This window comes from Streptomyces sp. NBC_01460 (genome assembly GCF_036227405.1).
GTDB lineage: Bacteria > Actinomycetota > Actinomycetes > Streptomycetales > Streptomycetaceae > Streptomyces.
On record NZ_CP109473.1, the window covers coordinates 6,850,330 to 6,865,434 of the forward strand.

A 15,105-nucleotide genomic window follows, 5' to 3' on the forward strand; every position below is an offset into this window, starting at 1 on the left:
AGCACCATGGCAGCTTCGGCGGATTCAAGGACCACTGAGCGCATCGTGATCGAGAACTGCTCGATCGCCACGGTCGACGCCCACGACACCGAGTACGCCTCGGGGTACATCGTCGTGGCCGACAACCGCATCGAGTCCGTCGGCGCCGGCAAGGCGCCGGAGGGACTCACGGGTGTCGTACGGCGTGTCGACGGCACCGGCCACCTCGCCACACCCGGCCTGGTCAACACCCACCACCACTTCTACCAGTGGATCACCCGGGGCCTCGCGACCGACCACAACCTCTTCGACTGGCTGGTCGCGCTCTACCCGACGTGGGCGCGCATCGACGAGCCCATGGCCCGTACCGCCGCGCAGGGTTCGCTGGCGATGATGGCCCGCGGCGGGGTCACCACCGCGATGGACCACCACTACGTCTACCCCCAGGGCTCCGGCGACCTGTCCGGCGCGATCATCGGCGCGGCCCGCGACATGGGCGTACGGTTCACCCTCGCCCGCGGCTCCATGGACCGCAGCGAGAAGGACGGCGGGCTGCCGCCGGACTTCGCGGTGGAGACCCTCGACGGCGCGCTCGCCGCCACCGAGGCGACCATCGACGCCCACCACGACGCCTCCTTCGGTGCGATGACGCAGGTCGCCGTCGCCCCCTGTTCGCCCTTCTCCGTGTCCACCGAACTGATGCGGCAGGGTGCCGAGTTGGCGCGTCGACGCGGCGTACGGCTGCACACGCACGGTTCGGAGACCGTCGAGGAGGAGCAGTTCTGCAAGGAACTGTTCGGGATGGGCCCCACGGACTACTTCGAGTCGACCGGCTGGCTCGGCGACGACGTGTGGATGGCGCACTGCGTCCACATGAACGACTCCGACATCGCCGCCTTCGCCCGCACCGGCACCGGCGTCGCGCACTGCCCGTCCTCCAACGCCCGCCTCGCCGCCGGTATCGCCCGCGTCCCCGACATGCTCGCCGCCGGTGTCCCCGTCGGGCTCGGCGTCGACGGCACCGCGTCCAACGAGTCCGGCGAACTCCACACCGAGCTGCGCAACGCGCTCCTCATCAACCGCCTCGGCGCCCACCGCGAGAAGGCGCTGAACGCCCGTCAGGCGCTGCGCCTGGGCACCCACGGCGGCGCCAGGGTCCTCGGCCGGGGCGACGAGATCGGCTCCCTGGAGCCGGGCAAGCTCGCCGACCTCGTGCTGTGGAAGCTGGACACCCTCGCCCACGCGTCCATCGCCGACCCGGTGACCGCCCTGGTCTTCGGCGCCGCGGCCCCCGTCACCCTGTCCCTCGTCAACGGCAGGACCGTCGTCGAGGACGGCCGCCTCACCACGGTGGACGAGGACGCCATCGCCCGCGCGACCCGCGACGAGGCGAGGCGCCTGGCGCAGATCGCCGCCGGAGCCTGACGCTCCGCACCCCCATGACAGGCCGGCCGGGGGGGACGGCCCTCGGCCGGCCGCCGCGGACCCACACGGTCCACGGCAGCCTGTGCCGGGTGCGCGCGATCTCTGTCGCGCGCCCCGCACAGGTGAGCTCCAAGCTGCCCGCACCAGCTGCACGACCTGCACCAACGCACCACTCAGCACCACCTCCCTGATACCCACGTCGCCCGACGTGTACCCGACCGGAGGAAGCCGTGGCAGCTACGCCCAGGTTTCGCAAGAACGCAGTCGACGGAAGCACCGCAGAGGGAACCACAGCAGAAGGGAATACGGCGGAAGGACCGGTGGGCAAGCACCCGGTCGACGAGAGGCTCCCGCCGCTCAGGATGTTCACCAGCGGCCTCCAGCACGTGGCCGCGATGTACGCGGGCGTGGTGGCCCCGCCCATGATCGTGGGGCCCGCCGTGGGCCTCAGCGCCAAGGAGACCGCCTTCCTCATGGGGGCGAGCCTCTTCACCGCGGGGATAGCCACCCTGCTCCAGACCCTCGGGTTCTGGCGCATAGGTGCCAAACTGCCCTTCGTCAACGGGGTGTCGTTCGCCGGGGTGACCCCGATGATCGCGATAGGCAAGGACCGGGGGCACGACGGCATCGCCGTCATCTTCGGGGCGATCATCGTCGCCGGCCTCCTCGGCTTCGTCCTCGCCCCGTACTTCTGCAAACTGGTGCGGTTCTTCCCGCCCGTCGTCACCGGCACCGTCATCACCCTGATCGGTGTCTCGCTGCTGCCGGTCGCCTTCAACTGGTCGCAGGGCGGCAACGCGACGGCCGACGACTACGGCTCGATGACCAACATCTCCATGGCCGCCGTCACCCTCGTGATCGTGCTGGCGCTGCGCAAACTGCTGCGGGGCTTCCTCCAGCAGATCGCCATCCTGCTCGGCCTGGTCATCGGCACCCTCATCGCGATCCCCGCCGGCATCACCGACTTCGGGGCACTGGGCGACGCCGACGTGGTCGGTTTCCCGACGCCGTTCCACTTCGGCGCCCCGCAGTTCGAGGTCGCCGCCATCATCTCGATGTGCATCGTCATGCTGGTCTGCATGACCGAGTCCACCGCCGACATGCTGGCGCTCGGCAAGATCGTCGGGCGCCCGGCGGACGAGCGGACCATCGAGGGCGGCCTGCGCGCCGACACCCTGGGCAGCGCCGTCAGCCCGCTCTTCAACGGCTTCATGTGCAGCGCGTTCGCCCAGAACATAGGGCTGGTCGCCATGACCAAGGTCCGCAGCCGGTTCGTCGTCGCCGCCGGCGGAGTCATCCTGGTGCTGCTCGGCCTGGTCCCCGTCGCCGCGTCCGTCATCGCCCTCGTACCGCTTCCGGTCCTCGGCGGCGCGGGCATCGTGCTCTTCGGATCCGTCGCCGCGAGCGGTGTCCAGACGCTGGCGACAGCGGCCCTGGAGAAGGGCGAGAACGCCCTGATCGTCGCGGCGGCCGTCGGCGTCGGCCTCATCCCGATCGCCGCGCCGGACTTCTACCACGCCTTCCCCGAGGACCTGCTCGTCGTCCTGGACTCCGGCATCTCCACCGGCTGCGTGGTGGCGATCGTGCTGAACCTGGCCTTCAACCACTGGGGCCTGCGGCCGGACGAGGAGCCGGAGCCGGAGACCGGGGTGCCGGACAGCGAACAGCCGAAGGACCCGATGGCCCTGCCCGTCGCCCACTGACGTGCGCGGTGCGCGTACGGACACCCCTGACGGGGGCCCGTACGCGCACCTCCGGCGTGGACGGCGTCAGCCGATGTGGAAGCTGTCGCCGTAGACCTGCCAGTCGAGCGGCGGGTCCAGGTCCAGATTGCCGTTCCGCAGGAACACCCGCTGGGCCGTGTCGACCCGGCTGGTGTCCGAGTGGGCCTCCTCCTGTTCCATCGCCCAGACGCGCGCGTCCAGGAACGCGTCGAGGTAGGCGGTCTCGTCACCGCCCTGCGTGGGCGGTGACGCCACGGCCAGGGCCCGCTGCCGGATCGAGCCGAAGCTCGTGGCGTCGGTGCCGCCGCCGTGCATCACGAGGGCGTCGTAGTACGCGAACTGGCCGAGCGTGCCGACGCCGTCGGCCTTGCCCTGACGCACCGCCGGGTCGAAGTAGACGCGGTCGCGCTCGTCGTTCTGGGCCTGCTCGAACACGGGGTCCGACGCCGCCTCTGCCCAGGCGCCGGTGAATCCGGGGTCGAGCCCCTCGTGCGAGTCGGTCCCGTCGACCTGCCGCAGGGCGGGCAGGTACGGGGCCAGGACGTTGCCCGGCTTCCGCTCGGTGTACAGCTCCACCAGGGCGAGCATGTCCCCGGTGCCGGAGCAGAATCCGATGATGCCGGCGGTGTAGCCGCGGCCGTCGCCGATGTCCTCGATGTAGCCGTACTGGGCCTTCCAGTCGAGCGTCGAGTTCTCCGCGCTCGACACGAGCTGCATCGCGATGTCCTTCTTCGCGGGGTCGTCGAGACCGGTCGCGGCTGCCTCCAGGTGTGCGGCCGGCGGCATGGGGGCGCCGGTGTGGGCGGTGGCCGGAATCGCCGTGAAGGTCAGCCCGAGGGCCAGTACGGCGAGTCCGACGGTGCGGGTGAGTCGGGTGGTGCGACGCGAGGTGCTGGTGTGGGGGTGATGCACCGGTCCTCCAGAAGGAGTTCGTCGTCCGATGTTCTGTTAGGAAGGTTTCCTACCAGAGCTCGGGGCGCGCGGTAACCCCCCGCGCGCCGTACGGCGCTCCGGGTTCCCTGCGGATCGGTGTCGAGCCGGGGTGTCAGCTCGCGTCGATGCGGTAGCTCTCCCCGTAGACCCTCCACGCCAGCGGCGTCTCCAGCTGGAGCTTCCCCTCGCGCACGAAGACGCGCTGGGCGGTCTCCACGCGGCTGGTGTCGCTGTGCGACGGCTCCTTGCGGAGCGCGGCCACCCGGGCGTCCAGGAAGGCGTTCAGATACGCCTCCTCGTCACCGCCCCCGGACGGCGGATCGGCCTCGGCGAGGGCCTGGGCGCGTATCGTCCGGAAGCCCACCGTCCCCTCGGCGTCGGCGTACCCGTGCATCACGTAGGCGTCGTAGTAGATGAACTGTCCCAGGGCGCTGAGCCCGTCGGCCTCCGCCCGCCCGACCGCCGGATCGAAGTACGAGGCGTCGCGCTCCGCGTCCTGCGCCGACCGGAGTGCCGGATCCTCCGCCGCCTTCGCCCAGGCCCTGGTGAAGGCGGTGCCCAGTCCGTCGTGCGCGTCGGTGCCGTTCACCGCGCGCAGCGCCGGGAGGAACGGCGCGAGCGCGTTGCCCGGGCGCTTCTCCGTGTAGCGCTCGACGACCCTCAGGAGGTCTCCGGTGCCGGAGCAGAATCCGATGATGCCGGCGGTGTAGCCGCGGCCGTCGCCGATGTCCTCGATGTAGCCGTACTGGGCCTTCCAGTCCAGGGTGGAGTTCTCCGCGCTGGACACCAGCTGCATCGCGACGTCCTTCTTCGCGGGGTCGTCGAGGCCCTTCTCGGGGGAGCCGGAGGCGGCGCCGGAGCAGCCGGTCAGGACGAGGGCCGCGGCAGCGGCGAGGGCGAGACGTCTGCGCTTCACGCACCAAGCGTGCCAGGCCGGGGGCCGGAGCCGACCGGGGTCCGGCGCCTGTAGCGTTCGGTACATGGAAGATCAGTCTGTTGTGGACGTCGGCGATGTACGGCTGGCGTACCGGACCTGGGGCGACCCCTTCGGTTCACCCGTGGTCCTGTTGCACGGTCTCGGGGGCTCGTCCCTGAGCTGGGAGGCGGTGGGCACGCTGCTCGGCGAGGAGTGGCGGGTGTACGCCATCGACCTGCGCGGGCACGGCGAGAGCGACTGGCCCGACGAGTACGCCTTCGAGCAGATGAGGGACGACGTCCTGGAGTTCCTCGACGCCTGCGAGCTCGACCGGGTCGGCGTCGTCGGGCACGCGATGGGCGGGGTGGTCGCCTACCTGCTCGCCGAGGAGCACGCGGACCGGGTGGAGCGGCTGGTGCTGGTCGAGACCCCGCCGCCGTTCCCGGGGCAGCTCGTCGACGACACCGGCCCCACGGGACCGGTGGACTACGACGAGAACGCCCTCCCGGCCGTCCGCGCGCAGATCGCCGATCCGGATCCCCGCTGGGAGGAGGAGCTGGGGCAGATCGTCGCCCCGACGCTCATGCTCGCGGGGGGCCCGGAGAGCACCATGCCGCAGGGGAGGCTGGCCGACATGGCCTCGCTCATCCCCGACTGCCGGCTGATCACCCTGGGCGGCGGCCACCAGGTGCACAAGAAGCACCCGGATCAGGTGGCCCACCAGATCACCGAGTTCTTCACCAGCTGAGAGGCCCGCCGCGCTCGGTCCCGGCGCGCGGCCGCCGGTCGCGCCGCCCGGCCACCCGGGGCCGGTCCCCGGCTGGGCGGCCCCGGGTCCCGCGAGGACGTCAGTCGCCCGGCCGCCAGTCCGGTCGGCGGCCGCTGAGCGCGATGACGCGGTCCAGCAGCGGTGCGTCTTCCGGGACGGGGACGGGCGGGCCGAAGATCGCGTCGGCGCCGGACCTGTCGTCGTCCCCCGGCGCCAGCATCGCCTCCGACGAGCGCAGGCTCGCCTCGTCCGCCCGGAACTCCTGCCCCGTCGACCGGGCCAGGTCCCAGCCGTGCACGAGCAGCTCGTTCCGTACGACCATCCCCGCGACCTCGCCGGGCAGGTCCACCCCGCCCGCCCTGGTCATCCCCTCCAGGGCGGCCGGGGAGCGCCAGGCCGCCACCAGCTCGTCCAGGAGGGGCGGCAGGGCCGTGCGCCAGTCGGCCGGCAGGACGGGCAGGGCCGAGTCCGGGGAGGTGTCGGTCGTCGGCCCGAGCTCCTTGGCGGCCGCGTCGCGGAAGGCGGCGGTCAGCCCCAGCAGATGTCCGAGCAGCTCCCGTACCGCGTAGTCCGGACAGGGGGTCGGGCCGGCCAGCTGACCGTCGTCGACGGAGCCGGCGAGCGCGCGGACCTGCCGCGCCACGGGTCCGAGGTCGAGTCCGGATGCGTTTCCCTCGTGCGTTTCCATGTCCCTAGGACTCCCCCCCGGCCCCGGAACTCATCGCGGACATTGCGGAACGTTCCGATCCACCCCCTTGTCGAGGGGCCCGCCCGCATGGCATATAGGTCTGGACCATTGCTGTCGGATGGAAGGCATCACCGTGCAACGCCCCCACGCACGCACCGCGTTGGCCTGTCCCGCCGCGCTGCTCCTCGCCGCGCTCACGGCCTGCGGCGGTACCGCGCAGGCCGACACGAAGAAACCCACCGCCCCCACGGGTGTGACCGCCCAGGCCGGCAGCGCCACGTCCGCCCACGTCATGTGGGAGCAGGCCTCGGACGACACCGGGATCACCGGCTACGACGTCTACCGAGGGGGGAAGAAGGTCCTCTCGGTGCCCGCGACGAAGCTGATGACCGACGTCGACGGTCTGACCGCCTCCACGGACTACGCCTTCACCGTCAGAGCACGTGACGCGGCCGGGAACGTCTCGCCCGCGAGTGCCTCCGTCCCCCTCACCACACCCGCCCCCGCGCCGGACGACAAGAAGGCGCCCACCACCCCGGTGAGACTCCGGGGCGAGGCCGACAGCGCCCGGACGGTCACGCTGTCCTGGGGCGGATCCACCGACGACGTCGGCGTGACGGCCTACGACATCTACCAGGAGGACGCCAGGATCCACAGCGTCCCCGGCACCGGGACCACGGCCCGGCTCACCGGCCTGCGCCCCGGGACCGTCTACACCTTCACCGTCCGCGCGCGCGACGCCGCCGACCGTTCCTCGCCCGACAGCGGCCCGCTCGACCTCACCACCCCGTCCGCGCCGGGCGACCCCGCGAGCACGGCTCCCACCGGGCTCCGCACGAGGACGACCGCGCAGCAGAAGGAGTTCGTGGTGGACCTCTCCTGGGACCAGCCGGACACCGGCGGCACGATCCCCGCGTACCAGCTGTTCCTGAACGGGAAGCTGACCACCACGATCGTCTGGGGCGGGACCCCGCCCGCGGGCCGCGCGACGTACCGCCTCACCCTCGACGACCCGCCGGGCACCCGCTACTCGCTCAAGATCCGGCCCAAGCTCCCCGACGGGACGTGGGGCGACTTCTCGGCCCAGCGGACGGTGGTCCTCGCCGGCTGAACCGTCACGGCCGCTCGTCCCCGGCGGGGCCCGCGCGCTAAGGTACCGGGCCCCGGCAGCGGCCGGGGGAGTGGGCGGAGGAGGCGGCCGGCATGCGACGTACGGGGCCCTCCCGGCGTGTGGTCGCCCGGGGCCAGGTCGTGCACACCGCGTGCCGGTACTTCCTGCGGCACGGCACGGTGGACATGGACGCGCTCGCCCGGGACCTCGCCGTCAGCAGGGCGACCCTCTACCGTGTGGTCGGCAGCCGCGACGGGCTCCTGGCCGACGTGCTGTGGGAGCTGGCGGACCACCTCCTGGACCGGGCGCGGCGCCGACGCACCCGCGCGGGCGTGGACGGTGTCCTGGAGATCACCCGCTACTTCGTCACCGCCCTGCGCGGCTCGGTCCCCTTCGGGGACTTCCTCCGCGCCGAACCCGAGACGGCACGCCGGCTGCTGACCGGCGGGTGCGTGCACCGGCGGGCGGTCCTGGCCCAGCGCAGCATCCTGCTGGAGGCCGGGGAGCGGGACCGCCTCTGGTCCGGTCCCGGCGTCGACGACCTGGCCTATCTCTACGTCAGGGTCGTCGAATCCACCTTGTACGCCGAGCTGCTGAGCAGCCGCCGGCCGGACCTCGCCCTGGCCGAACGCACTGCCCGCGCCGTGCTCCGGCAAACCCGCTGAACGGCGCGCCGCACGACCTGAGACCGCCGTCTCACCCTCGGGCCGTCCTCTGGCGGGCGGCCGGCACCGGCCGTAGCTTCCGACTCCGACGACGGCAAAGCGGAGGACACGATGACCGGTTCACAGCCCGTCCGGACGGGCCGCACCAGGCTGCTCGCGGTGTTTCTGGCGCTCGTCGGGACACTCGCCGCCCTGACCGCCCCGACACACGCCGCGGCCCCGACGCGCGCCGCGGTCAACCCGGTGATCTTCGTGCACGGCCAGGAGGGCTCCGCCCAGCAGTGGCAGTCCCAGGCCAAGCGCTTCTCCGCCAACGGCTACCGCGACGACCTGCTGTACGTCCACGAGTACGACACCTCCCTCGCGACCGACGACCACGCGATCGCCGGTCTGGAGGCGCTGGTGGACACCGTCCGGGCACGCACCGGCGCCGCGCAGGTCGACCTCCTCGCGCACTCGCGCGGGACGCGGGTCGCCCAGGCCTACCTCGCCGTGCCCGAGCGGGCGGCGGAGGTCGCCAAGTACGTCAACCTGGACGGCCGCACGGCCGCCTCGCAGCCCGGCGGGGTGCCCACCCTCGCGATCTGGAGCAGCCTCCAGCCGAACGGGGCGATCGGCGGAGCGGTCAACGTGCACGAACCGCAGGCGGGGCACACGGAGAGCGCCACCTCGGCCGAGAGCTTCGGCCACATCTACGCGTTCCTCCGGGGCAGGCCGCCGCTCACCACCCGGGTGCTGCCCGAGCCGCCCGCCTCCGTGCGGATCGCCGGCCGCGCGGTGCACTTCCCGCAGAACACGGGGCTCGCCGGCCGGCTGGAGGTGTGGCGGCTCGACCCCGCCACCGGCGCCCGGGCCGGTCTGCTGCCGCAGCACGTCGTACGGGTCGGCGCGGACGGCGCCTTCGGCCCGCTCGGAGTCGGCGGACGCGGACACTACGAGCTGGCGTTCGTCCGCCCCGGCGAGCGCACCGGCCACTTCTACTTCGAACCGTTCGAGCGCAGCGACCACTTCGTGCGCCTGCTCGTCTCCCCTCCGGGCGGGGTCACGGACTCCATCGACGTCTGCCCCGCGCACACGGCGCTCACCGTCGTCCGCGCACGTGAATGGCGGGCCGGCACGGCGGACGACGACCGGCTCCGCATCGGCGGGACCGACGTCCTGAACCCTGCCGTGTCCCCCCAACTCCGGCAGATCCTGGGCTTGTTCGCCTTCGACAAGGGATGCGACGGCGTCAGTCACCTCGACGCGGCGCTGCCGCCCTTCGACCGGGTCCCGTTCCTGACGGCGACCGACCTGTCCCTCCCGGCCGAGGAGCAGGCCAGGGGAACGATCCCCGTCACGCAGACGATGCGCGGCACCGGAGGGGTGGACGAGACCCTCGCGGTGCCGAACTGGCCCTCCGCCGGCCACACCGTGTCGCTGCTCTTCAAGGACTACGTGGACATCCCGTCCGGCGGGTGATCCGCCGAGGACCGTACGGCTGTGCGCCGTTCCCGGACCGCGGGGACCCGGGGGCGGCGCACGCATCCTCAGCCCGTGACGCGTACGGCCTCGATCCACGGGGGAGCCTCGGGCGCGGACGGGCCGATGAGTGCGGCGACGAGCCGGCAGGCCGGGGTCTCGTCCGGCCATGGGGTGTGACCGTCCGTCAGTACGATGATGATCGACGGGCGTTCGGGTACGGCGAGGGCCGCCGCGATCCCGACCCGCATATCGGTGCCACCGCCGCCGCCGAGCGTGATCTGTCCGGCGGACGTCACCCTGGAGACGGCCTGGACGTCGGCGTCGCAGGCCAGGACCGTGACCCGGTTGCCCCGGATCCCCACCTCGCGCAGCACACCCGTGACCTCGGCGAGCGCGGCGGCGATCTCCCCGTCACCCATCGAGCCCGAGGTGTCGATCACGACCGCCACCCTGGGCAGCGGCCGCCGCAGGCTGGGCAGCACGACACCGCGCAGGGCCGCGCTCCGGCGTGAAGGGCGGCGGTAGGTGTAGTCCACCGCCCCGGCGGCCCAGGCGGCGGCCTCCCGCACCGCGCCCGCGAGTGCCTGCCGCCAGTCGACCGTGGGTTCGAGGACCTGGTCCGCCCATCGCTTCCAGCCGCCCGGCAGGGTGCCCCTGGCCCGCACATGGGCGCGCATGGCCTCCGCGGTGTGGTGGCGCAGCGACTCCGCCTCGACCGCGCCGACCCCCGCCGGCCCCCCGGTCGCGTCCGACTCCCAGGGGGACGGCTCGCCATGGGCGCCCGACCCGCAGTCGTGGATCCAGGTGGAGGGCGGCAGCGCGGCCAGGTACGCCTCGAAGAGCTGCCCCTCCGGAAGGCCGAAGAGGCGCGGCTCCAGCCGCCCGGCCGGCAGGGGCAGACCGTCGGCGACCAGGTCGTCGTTGATCTCGCAGTCCTGGGCGACGTTCACCCGGTGTCTGTCACGCCGGTCCCGCGCCGGCAGCAGATCCGCGCGGCCGTGGTGGTCGCGCAGCAGATGCGCGACCTCGTGCACCCAGACCGCCGCCAGCTCCGCCACCGGGGTCCGGTCGACGAAGCCGGGCGAGACGTAGCAGCGCCAGTGGCGGTCCACACCCATGGTCGGCACCTCGTCGCTGGGCACCACCGTCAGCGCGTACAGCGCCGAGGCGAGGTACGGGCGGTCCGTGGCCGCCCGGTACCGCGCCGCGAGCAGCTTCGTGGTGTCCAGTTCAGCCACCCTGCGGCAGGGCGCCGGACTGGCGCAGCAGGTCCAGGAAGCCGTCGATGCCCGGTGGCACCGGCCAGTCGAGCTTGCGCATGGCCGCCAGGTCGACCGCGGCCCGGGCCGCCACGTCGGGGACCCCCGCGTCCACGGCCTTGGCGAGCACCGCCCACCCCGCCTCCCAGCGCTTGCGGGTCGGCTCGCCCTGCACCGCGGCGACGACCGCGATCAGGAAGGCGAGCTGCCGGTCGCCCCGCTCGGGGAGCGCGAACGCGTCCGGGTCGGCGAGCACACGGTCGGGGTCGGGCAGGTCGAGGTGGTCCAGGTAGGACAGCAGCTCGATGCCCGCACCGTCCCCGACGGCGCCGGTGAGCGCGGTCGCGACCGCCTCCCGCCCGGTGCCCGCCGCGTAGCCGGTGGCCAGCAGCCGCAGGGCCATGTCCCAGGTCCGCGGGGACGGCCACGCGCGGCCCCGGCTCTCCGCGTCGGCCGGGAGGTGGTGGACCAGACCCGGACGTGCCGTCAGGAACCCGGAGACGGCGCCCCGGGCCCGTGCCACCGCGCCGGAGACCTTGGCCGGGTCGACCACCGGCACACCCAGGGCCGGCCAGGTCCCCGCCATGCCGCGGGCGACGGTACGCGGGTCGTGCGTCCAGCGGAGATGGACGAACCGGTTGGCGAGCGGCGGGCTGAGGTGCCAGCCGTCCGCCGCGCTCGACGGCGGGTTGGCCGCCGCGACGACGCGTACGCTCTCCGGCAGCCGCAGGCTGCCCACCCGCCGTTCGAGCACGACCCGCAGAAGCGCGGCCTGCACGGCAGGAGGCGCCGACGACAGCTCGTCGAAGAACAGCAGGCCCCGGCCGGAGCGGGCGAGCCGGACCGCCCAGTCCGGAGGCGCCATCGGCACACCCGTCACCGCCGGATCGTCACCCACGACGGGCAGCCCGGCGAAGTCCGACGGCTCGTGGACGCTCGCGATGACCGTCTCCAGCTCTAGCCCCAGACCGGCGGCGAGCTGCTCCATGCCCGCGGACTTGCCGATGCCGGGCTCGCCCCACAGCAGGACCGGCTGATTGGCCGTCACCGCCAGGGCGAGCGCGTCGAGCTGCGGGCTCTCGGCGGGCTCGGTGCGGGTGAGGCGCAGGCGACGGTTGAGTTCGTCGGCCGCCTCCAGGCCGCGGGAGGGGACGGACCGGTCCCCGATGGTCGTGCTCACTGCTGCGCGTCCTCCCCGTCCTTGTTCCTGAACCACCGCTCGTACCAGTCGACGCCGATGCCCGGGTGCTCCGTGGACAGCCGCTCCCGGAGGAACGCGAGGTCCTCGCGCTTGTACCGGTGGACCAGCTGGTCGAGGGAGAGCCCCTCCGAGTCCGTCACGTCGATCCGGGCCCCCGCGTCGAGCAGCGCCCGTACCAGCGTGGTGGGACCCCGCTCGCTCACCGCGACGCTCAGCGGGGTCCGGCCGAGATGGTCCCTGGCCTCCAGGTCGAGCCCCGCCGCCAGCAGCCTTGGCAGGAGTGCCTCGTGATCGAGCAGCGGCAGCACGTGCAGCAGCCCCCGCCTCCTGGCGTTGCGCACACGGAGGTCGACCCCGGCGTCCAGCAGTTCCAGGACTCCGGCGGTGTTCCCGTGCTGGATGTGCAGGAACAGCTCCTTGCGCTGGTCCCGCAGCGCCTTCGGGAGACGCCCCACACCCGTCGTGCAGGAGTGCTCCACCGCGAAGCAGCCCGCGACCGCGCCGCCGAACGCCCGCATGGCGCTCTCGCGCAGCCGCTCCTCCTCCGTGTGCGGGGAACGCAGCACGCCGTCACGGAAGACGACCTCGTGCCACTCACCCCGGCACCGCACGCGCACCGTACGCGGCAGGGACGGCCCGGGGGGCCCGAACGGCCCTTCGAGCGAGGGGAACAGGGCCCGCGCCACCAACGGGTGGAGCCACTGCGGCGGTACGACGCCCGCGCGCAGCAGATCGAGGTCGGGGAGACGCCGCCAGGCCGCCTCCGGCAGGAAGGCGGTGGGAGCGGTGGACCTCGCGTCCACGACCGTGGCCCGGAGCCGCCCGCCCGCGCTGTGGTCCGTGAGCTCCAGCTGGATGTACCTCCGCCAGTGGCCGGCGGCCAGGAAGCGCTCCCGGCCGACGGTCGCGGTCGCCCGGCGTACGGCCGCCTCGAGCCGGGGAATGTCCATCGGGGTCGCGCGGAGCACTTCCCCGGGGTCCGTCCGGTACCTCGGCCGCTCGGTGGAGGGAGGCGTCGGATCCCACTCGATCCCCGCGGCCTCGAACGCCTCCGACACCTCGCCGTTCTCATGGAGCAGCGTCACCCGCTCCGCCCGGGCGGCGGCATCGCCGTCACCGGGCGCGCCGAGCTCCTGCCGCGTGAGCGGGGTCCCGTCGTCGTGGAAGAAGGGGATCCGGCCGCCTGCCCCCACAGCGGTCCGCAGACCGTCCGTACGCCGGGAGTCCCACAGGTACCGGACGGAGCGCCAGTCCTCGGTACCGGTGAGGAACAGACCGGGGGAGGACTCGCCGGGCACGGCACCGAAACGCAGCGAGAGCCGCTGGGGGCCCTCCACCATCGGGGGCGTACACAGATGGAGGTACGGCGCGTGGGGCAGACCGGCCCCGGCCCCGTCGTCGGTGTCGGCGTATCCGGCGTATCCGGCGAGGACGACGGTCCGGCTGGGGGTGAGTGTCGAGCGTCCTCCCAGGACCCGGGGCAGGTGCCAGCGCACCAGGTCGGGTACCAGGTGGAGCAGGTCCGCCACGAGGGCCCGCGCCACGGGCGTGCCGTAGGCGGCGGCCACCTCGGCGGGATCGAGGTCCACGTCGACGCCGGCCGCGGAGAGGGCGCCCCGCCAGTCACCGGCCAGCCGCCGTTCGGCGGACCGCTCGATCATCCCGCGGGGCACGGCGTACCGCCGGACCTGCCGCAGGCTCGACGCCTGCTCACCGGTGAGGAACCGGTCCTCCGGGCGCAGCCTCACCGGTAGACGCTCCGGATGGCGCGCAGGTCCGGGTGGGCGCCGTGGTCGGGGCGCAGCCGGGTGGCGAAGGACCGCTTCACCTTGCGGGGGAGCCCGGGCCCGAGTCCTACGTACTCCAGCCGGCAGTCCGCGCCGACGGCGCCCAGCAGGGCCTTCGCTCCCCGCCCCGTCAGCCCGGTGTGGGCCAGTTCGAGGCGCCGCAGGGGGCTTCCGGGCAGCGCCAGGGCCAGCGCGTGGGCGCCGGCGTCGCCGATCGCGTTCCCCGCGGCTCCGAGGCTGCGCTCCGACAGGGGCCGCCCGAGGTCGAGGGCCTCGATCCCGCCGAGCGCGTCGGCCAGGGCGCGGGCCCCGGCCGGCCCGATCCCGTTCCCGCCGAGCCCGAGCCGCACCGGGCGCTCCGGATCGGCCGAGGCGGCGAGCACGGCGGCCCCCGCGTCGCCGAGGTGGTTGGCCGAGACGTACAGCTCCCGCACCCCCGCCTCCCGGATCAGCGCGGCGAGGAGCGGAGCGGCGTCCGGGCCGAGCCCGTTGCCGCCCAGGAAGAGCCTCTCCAGCGGCTGTGCCCGTGAGGCCAGCGCGTCGAGCAGCGCCTCCAGACCGGCGGCGGTGATCCCGGTGTTGACGAGGTCGAGCGTGCGCAGCGAGGTGGGGCGGGCCAGCATCGGCACGAGCGCCCGGACGCCGGTGTCACCCAGCGGGTTCCGCTTCAGCCACAGCGCCCTGACCGTGGAGTCCTCGCCCAGCGCGGCCGCGAGCGCGGCGGCGCCTTCGGCCCCGATGCGGTTGCAGCCGAGGTAGACCGTCCGCAGAGCGTGTCCGCGTACGCCGTGCAGAGCGGCCGCCACCGAGCACGCGCCCTCGTCGCCGAGGGAGTTGGTGCCGAGCAGGACGTGGCCGGCGTGCGGCGACCGGGCGAGGGCGGGCATCAGCACGGCCGCACCGGCGGCACCGAGGCCCTGCTTGCAGAGATCGACCCTGCCGTCGGCACGCAGCGTCCCGACCGGGAACACCTCGTCGGGCCCTACCACCCGCTCGCTCCCGAGCCGCTCCACCAGCGGGTGCAACGCGGCCACGTCGACGAGCGGAACGTCAGGGTGCTCGATCGCGGGGCAGCGCACGGGCATCGGCTGCGACAACACAACTCCCCAGTCCCTCGCCGGATCCTGGGCCGGAGGCGGGCCGTTCGCGCCCACCACCCGCCCAGCGCCGGCGCGATCCTCCAC

General features: G+C 73.6%; 13 protein-coding genes. 6 read left to right on the plus strand and 7 right to left on the minus strand.

What is annotated here, in order from left to right; genetic code table 11:
• Positions 1–6: 6 nt before the first annotated feature.
• Positions 7–1,404, plus strand: coding sequence for an 8-oxoguanine deaminase (locus OG488_RS30865; RefSeq protein ID WP_329234791.1), 1,398 nt, complete (start codon positions 7–9; stop codon positions 1,402–1,404).
• A 230-nt stretch (positions 1,405–1,634) separates the two neighbouring features.
• Positions 1,635–3,107 carry a nucleobase:cation symporter-2 family protein gene (locus tag OG488_RS30870; RefSeq protein ID WP_329234794.1) on the plus strand — a complete coding sequence of 491 codons (1,473 nt, stop codon included), beginning with the start codon at positions 1,635–1,637 and terminating at the stop codon, positions 3,105–3,107.
• 66 nt (positions 3,108–3,173) lie between these two features.
• Here the strand turns inward: OG488_RS30870 and OG488_RS30875 are convergent, their stop codons facing one another.
• Together OG488_RS30875 and OG488_RS30880 are read right to left on the minus strand one after the other, a co-directional pair.
• Positions 3,174–4,040: a chitosanase gene (locus tag OG488_RS30875; protein ID WP_329234797.1), complete on the minus strand. Its 867-nt coding sequence runs from the start codon at positions 4,038–4,040 to the stop codon at positions 3,174–3,176.
• Positions 4,041–4,173: 133 nt separating this feature from the next.
• Positions 4,174–4,977, minus strand: coding sequence for a chitosanase (locus OG488_RS30880; protein WP_329234800.1), 804 nt, complete (start codon positions 4,975–4,977; stop codon positions 4,174–4,176).
• A gap of 64 nt (positions 4,978–5,041) precedes the next feature.
• On the opposite strand from OG488_RS30880, the gene OG488_RS30885 reads away from it, so the two are divergent.
• On the plus strand, positions 5,042–5,725 hold the full coding sequence (locus tag OG488_RS30885; RefSeq protein WP_329234803.1) for an alpha/beta fold hydrolase: 684 nt from the start codon (positions 5,042–5,044) through the stop codon (positions 5,723–5,725).
• Positions 5,726–5,825: 100 nt separating this feature from the next.
• Here the strand turns inward: OG488_RS30885 and OG488_RS30890 are convergent, their stop codons facing one another.
• A complete protein-coding gene (locus OG488_RS30890; protein WP_329234806.1) occupies positions 5,826–6,434 on the minus strand; it encodes a TIGR03086 family metal-binding protein in 609 nt (202 codons plus the stop codon).
• Positions 6,435–6,552: 118 nt separating this feature from the next.
• Here OG488_RS30890 and OG488_RS30895 point away from each other — a divergent pair, with 118 nt between their 5' ends.
• The 3 genes from OG488_RS30895 (at position 6,553) to OG488_RS30905 (ending at position 9,671) form a co-directional block, all read left to right on the plus strand.
• Complete coding sequence (locus OG488_RS30895) at positions 6,553–7,545, plus strand: fibronectin type III domain-containing protein (RefSeq protein ID WP_329234808.1); 993 nt, start codon at positions 6,553–6,555, stop codon at positions 7,543–7,545.
• A gap of 92 nt (positions 7,546–7,637) precedes the next feature.
• Positions 7,638–8,210, plus strand: a complete 573-nt coding sequence (locus OG488_RS30900) for a QsdR family transcriptional regulator (protein ID WP_329234812.1) — start codon at positions 7,638–7,640, stop codon at positions 8,208–8,210.
• A gap of 111 nt (positions 8,211–8,321) precedes the next feature.
• Positions 8,322–9,671, plus strand: coding sequence for a hypothetical protein (locus tag OG488_RS30905; protein WP_329234815.1), 1,350 nt, complete (start codon positions 8,322–8,324; stop codon positions 9,669–9,671).
• 68 nt (positions 9,672–9,739) lie between these two features.
• On the opposite strand, the gene OG488_RS30910 is transcribed toward OG488_RS30905, so the two are convergent.
• Genes OG488_RS30910 through OG488_RS30925 form a run of 4 tightly spaced genes read right to left on the minus strand, consistent with a single transcriptional unit; the run spans position 9,740 to position 15,018 of the window.
• Positions 9,740–10,912 (minus strand): vWA domain-containing protein, encoded by a 1,173-nt coding sequence (locus tag OG488_RS30910; protein WP_329234818.1) that lies wholly within the window; start codon positions 10,910–10,912, stop codon positions 9,740–9,742.
• Entirely contained in the window at positions 10,905–12,113 is a 1,209-nt protein-coding gene (locus OG488_RS30915; RefSeq protein ID WP_329234820.1) for an AAA family ATPase, read from the minus strand. The genes OG488_RS30910 and OG488_RS30915 overlap by 8 nt, the downstream gene beginning before the upstream one ends.
• Positions 12,110–13,882: an ankyrin repeat domain-containing protein gene (locus OG488_RS30920; protein WP_329234823.1), complete on the minus strand. Its 1,773-nt coding sequence runs from the start codon at positions 13,880–13,882 to the stop codon at positions 12,110–12,112. Before OG488_RS30920 ends, OG488_RS30915 begins: the two co-directional genes overlap by 4 nt.
• Positions 13,879–15,018, minus strand: coding sequence for a gala protein (locus OG488_RS30925; protein WP_329234826.1), 1,140 nt, complete (start codon positions 15,016–15,018; stop codon positions 13,879–13,881). The genes OG488_RS30920 and OG488_RS30925 overlap by 4 nt, the downstream gene beginning before the upstream one ends.
• Positions 15,019–15,105: the final 87 nt, after the last annotated feature.

Coding starts and splice junctions, on each gene's coding strand:
- OG488_RS30865 (WP_329234791.1), top strand. CDS start 7: ATGGCAGCTTCGGCGGATTCAAGGACCACTGAGCGCATCGTGATCGAG.
- OG488_RS30885 (WP_329234803.1), top strand. CDS start 5,042: ATGGAAGATCAGTCTGTTGTGGACGTCGGCGATGTACGGCTGGCGTAC.
- OG488_RS30890 (WP_329234806.1), bottom strand. CDS start 6,434: ATGGAAACGCACGAGGGAAACGCATCCGGACTCGACCTCGGACCCGTG.
- OG488_RS30895 (WP_329234808.1), top strand. CDS start 6,553: ATGGAAGGCATCACCGTGCAACGCCCCCACGCACGCACCGCGTTGGCC.
- OG488_RS30900 (WP_329234812.1), top strand. CDS start 7,638: ATGCGACGTACGGGGCCCTCCCGGCGTGTGGTCGCCCGGGGCCAGGTC.
- OG488_RS30905 (WP_329234815.1), top strand. CDS start 8,322: ATGACCGGTTCACAGCCCGTCCGGACGGGCCGCACCAGGCTGCTCGCG.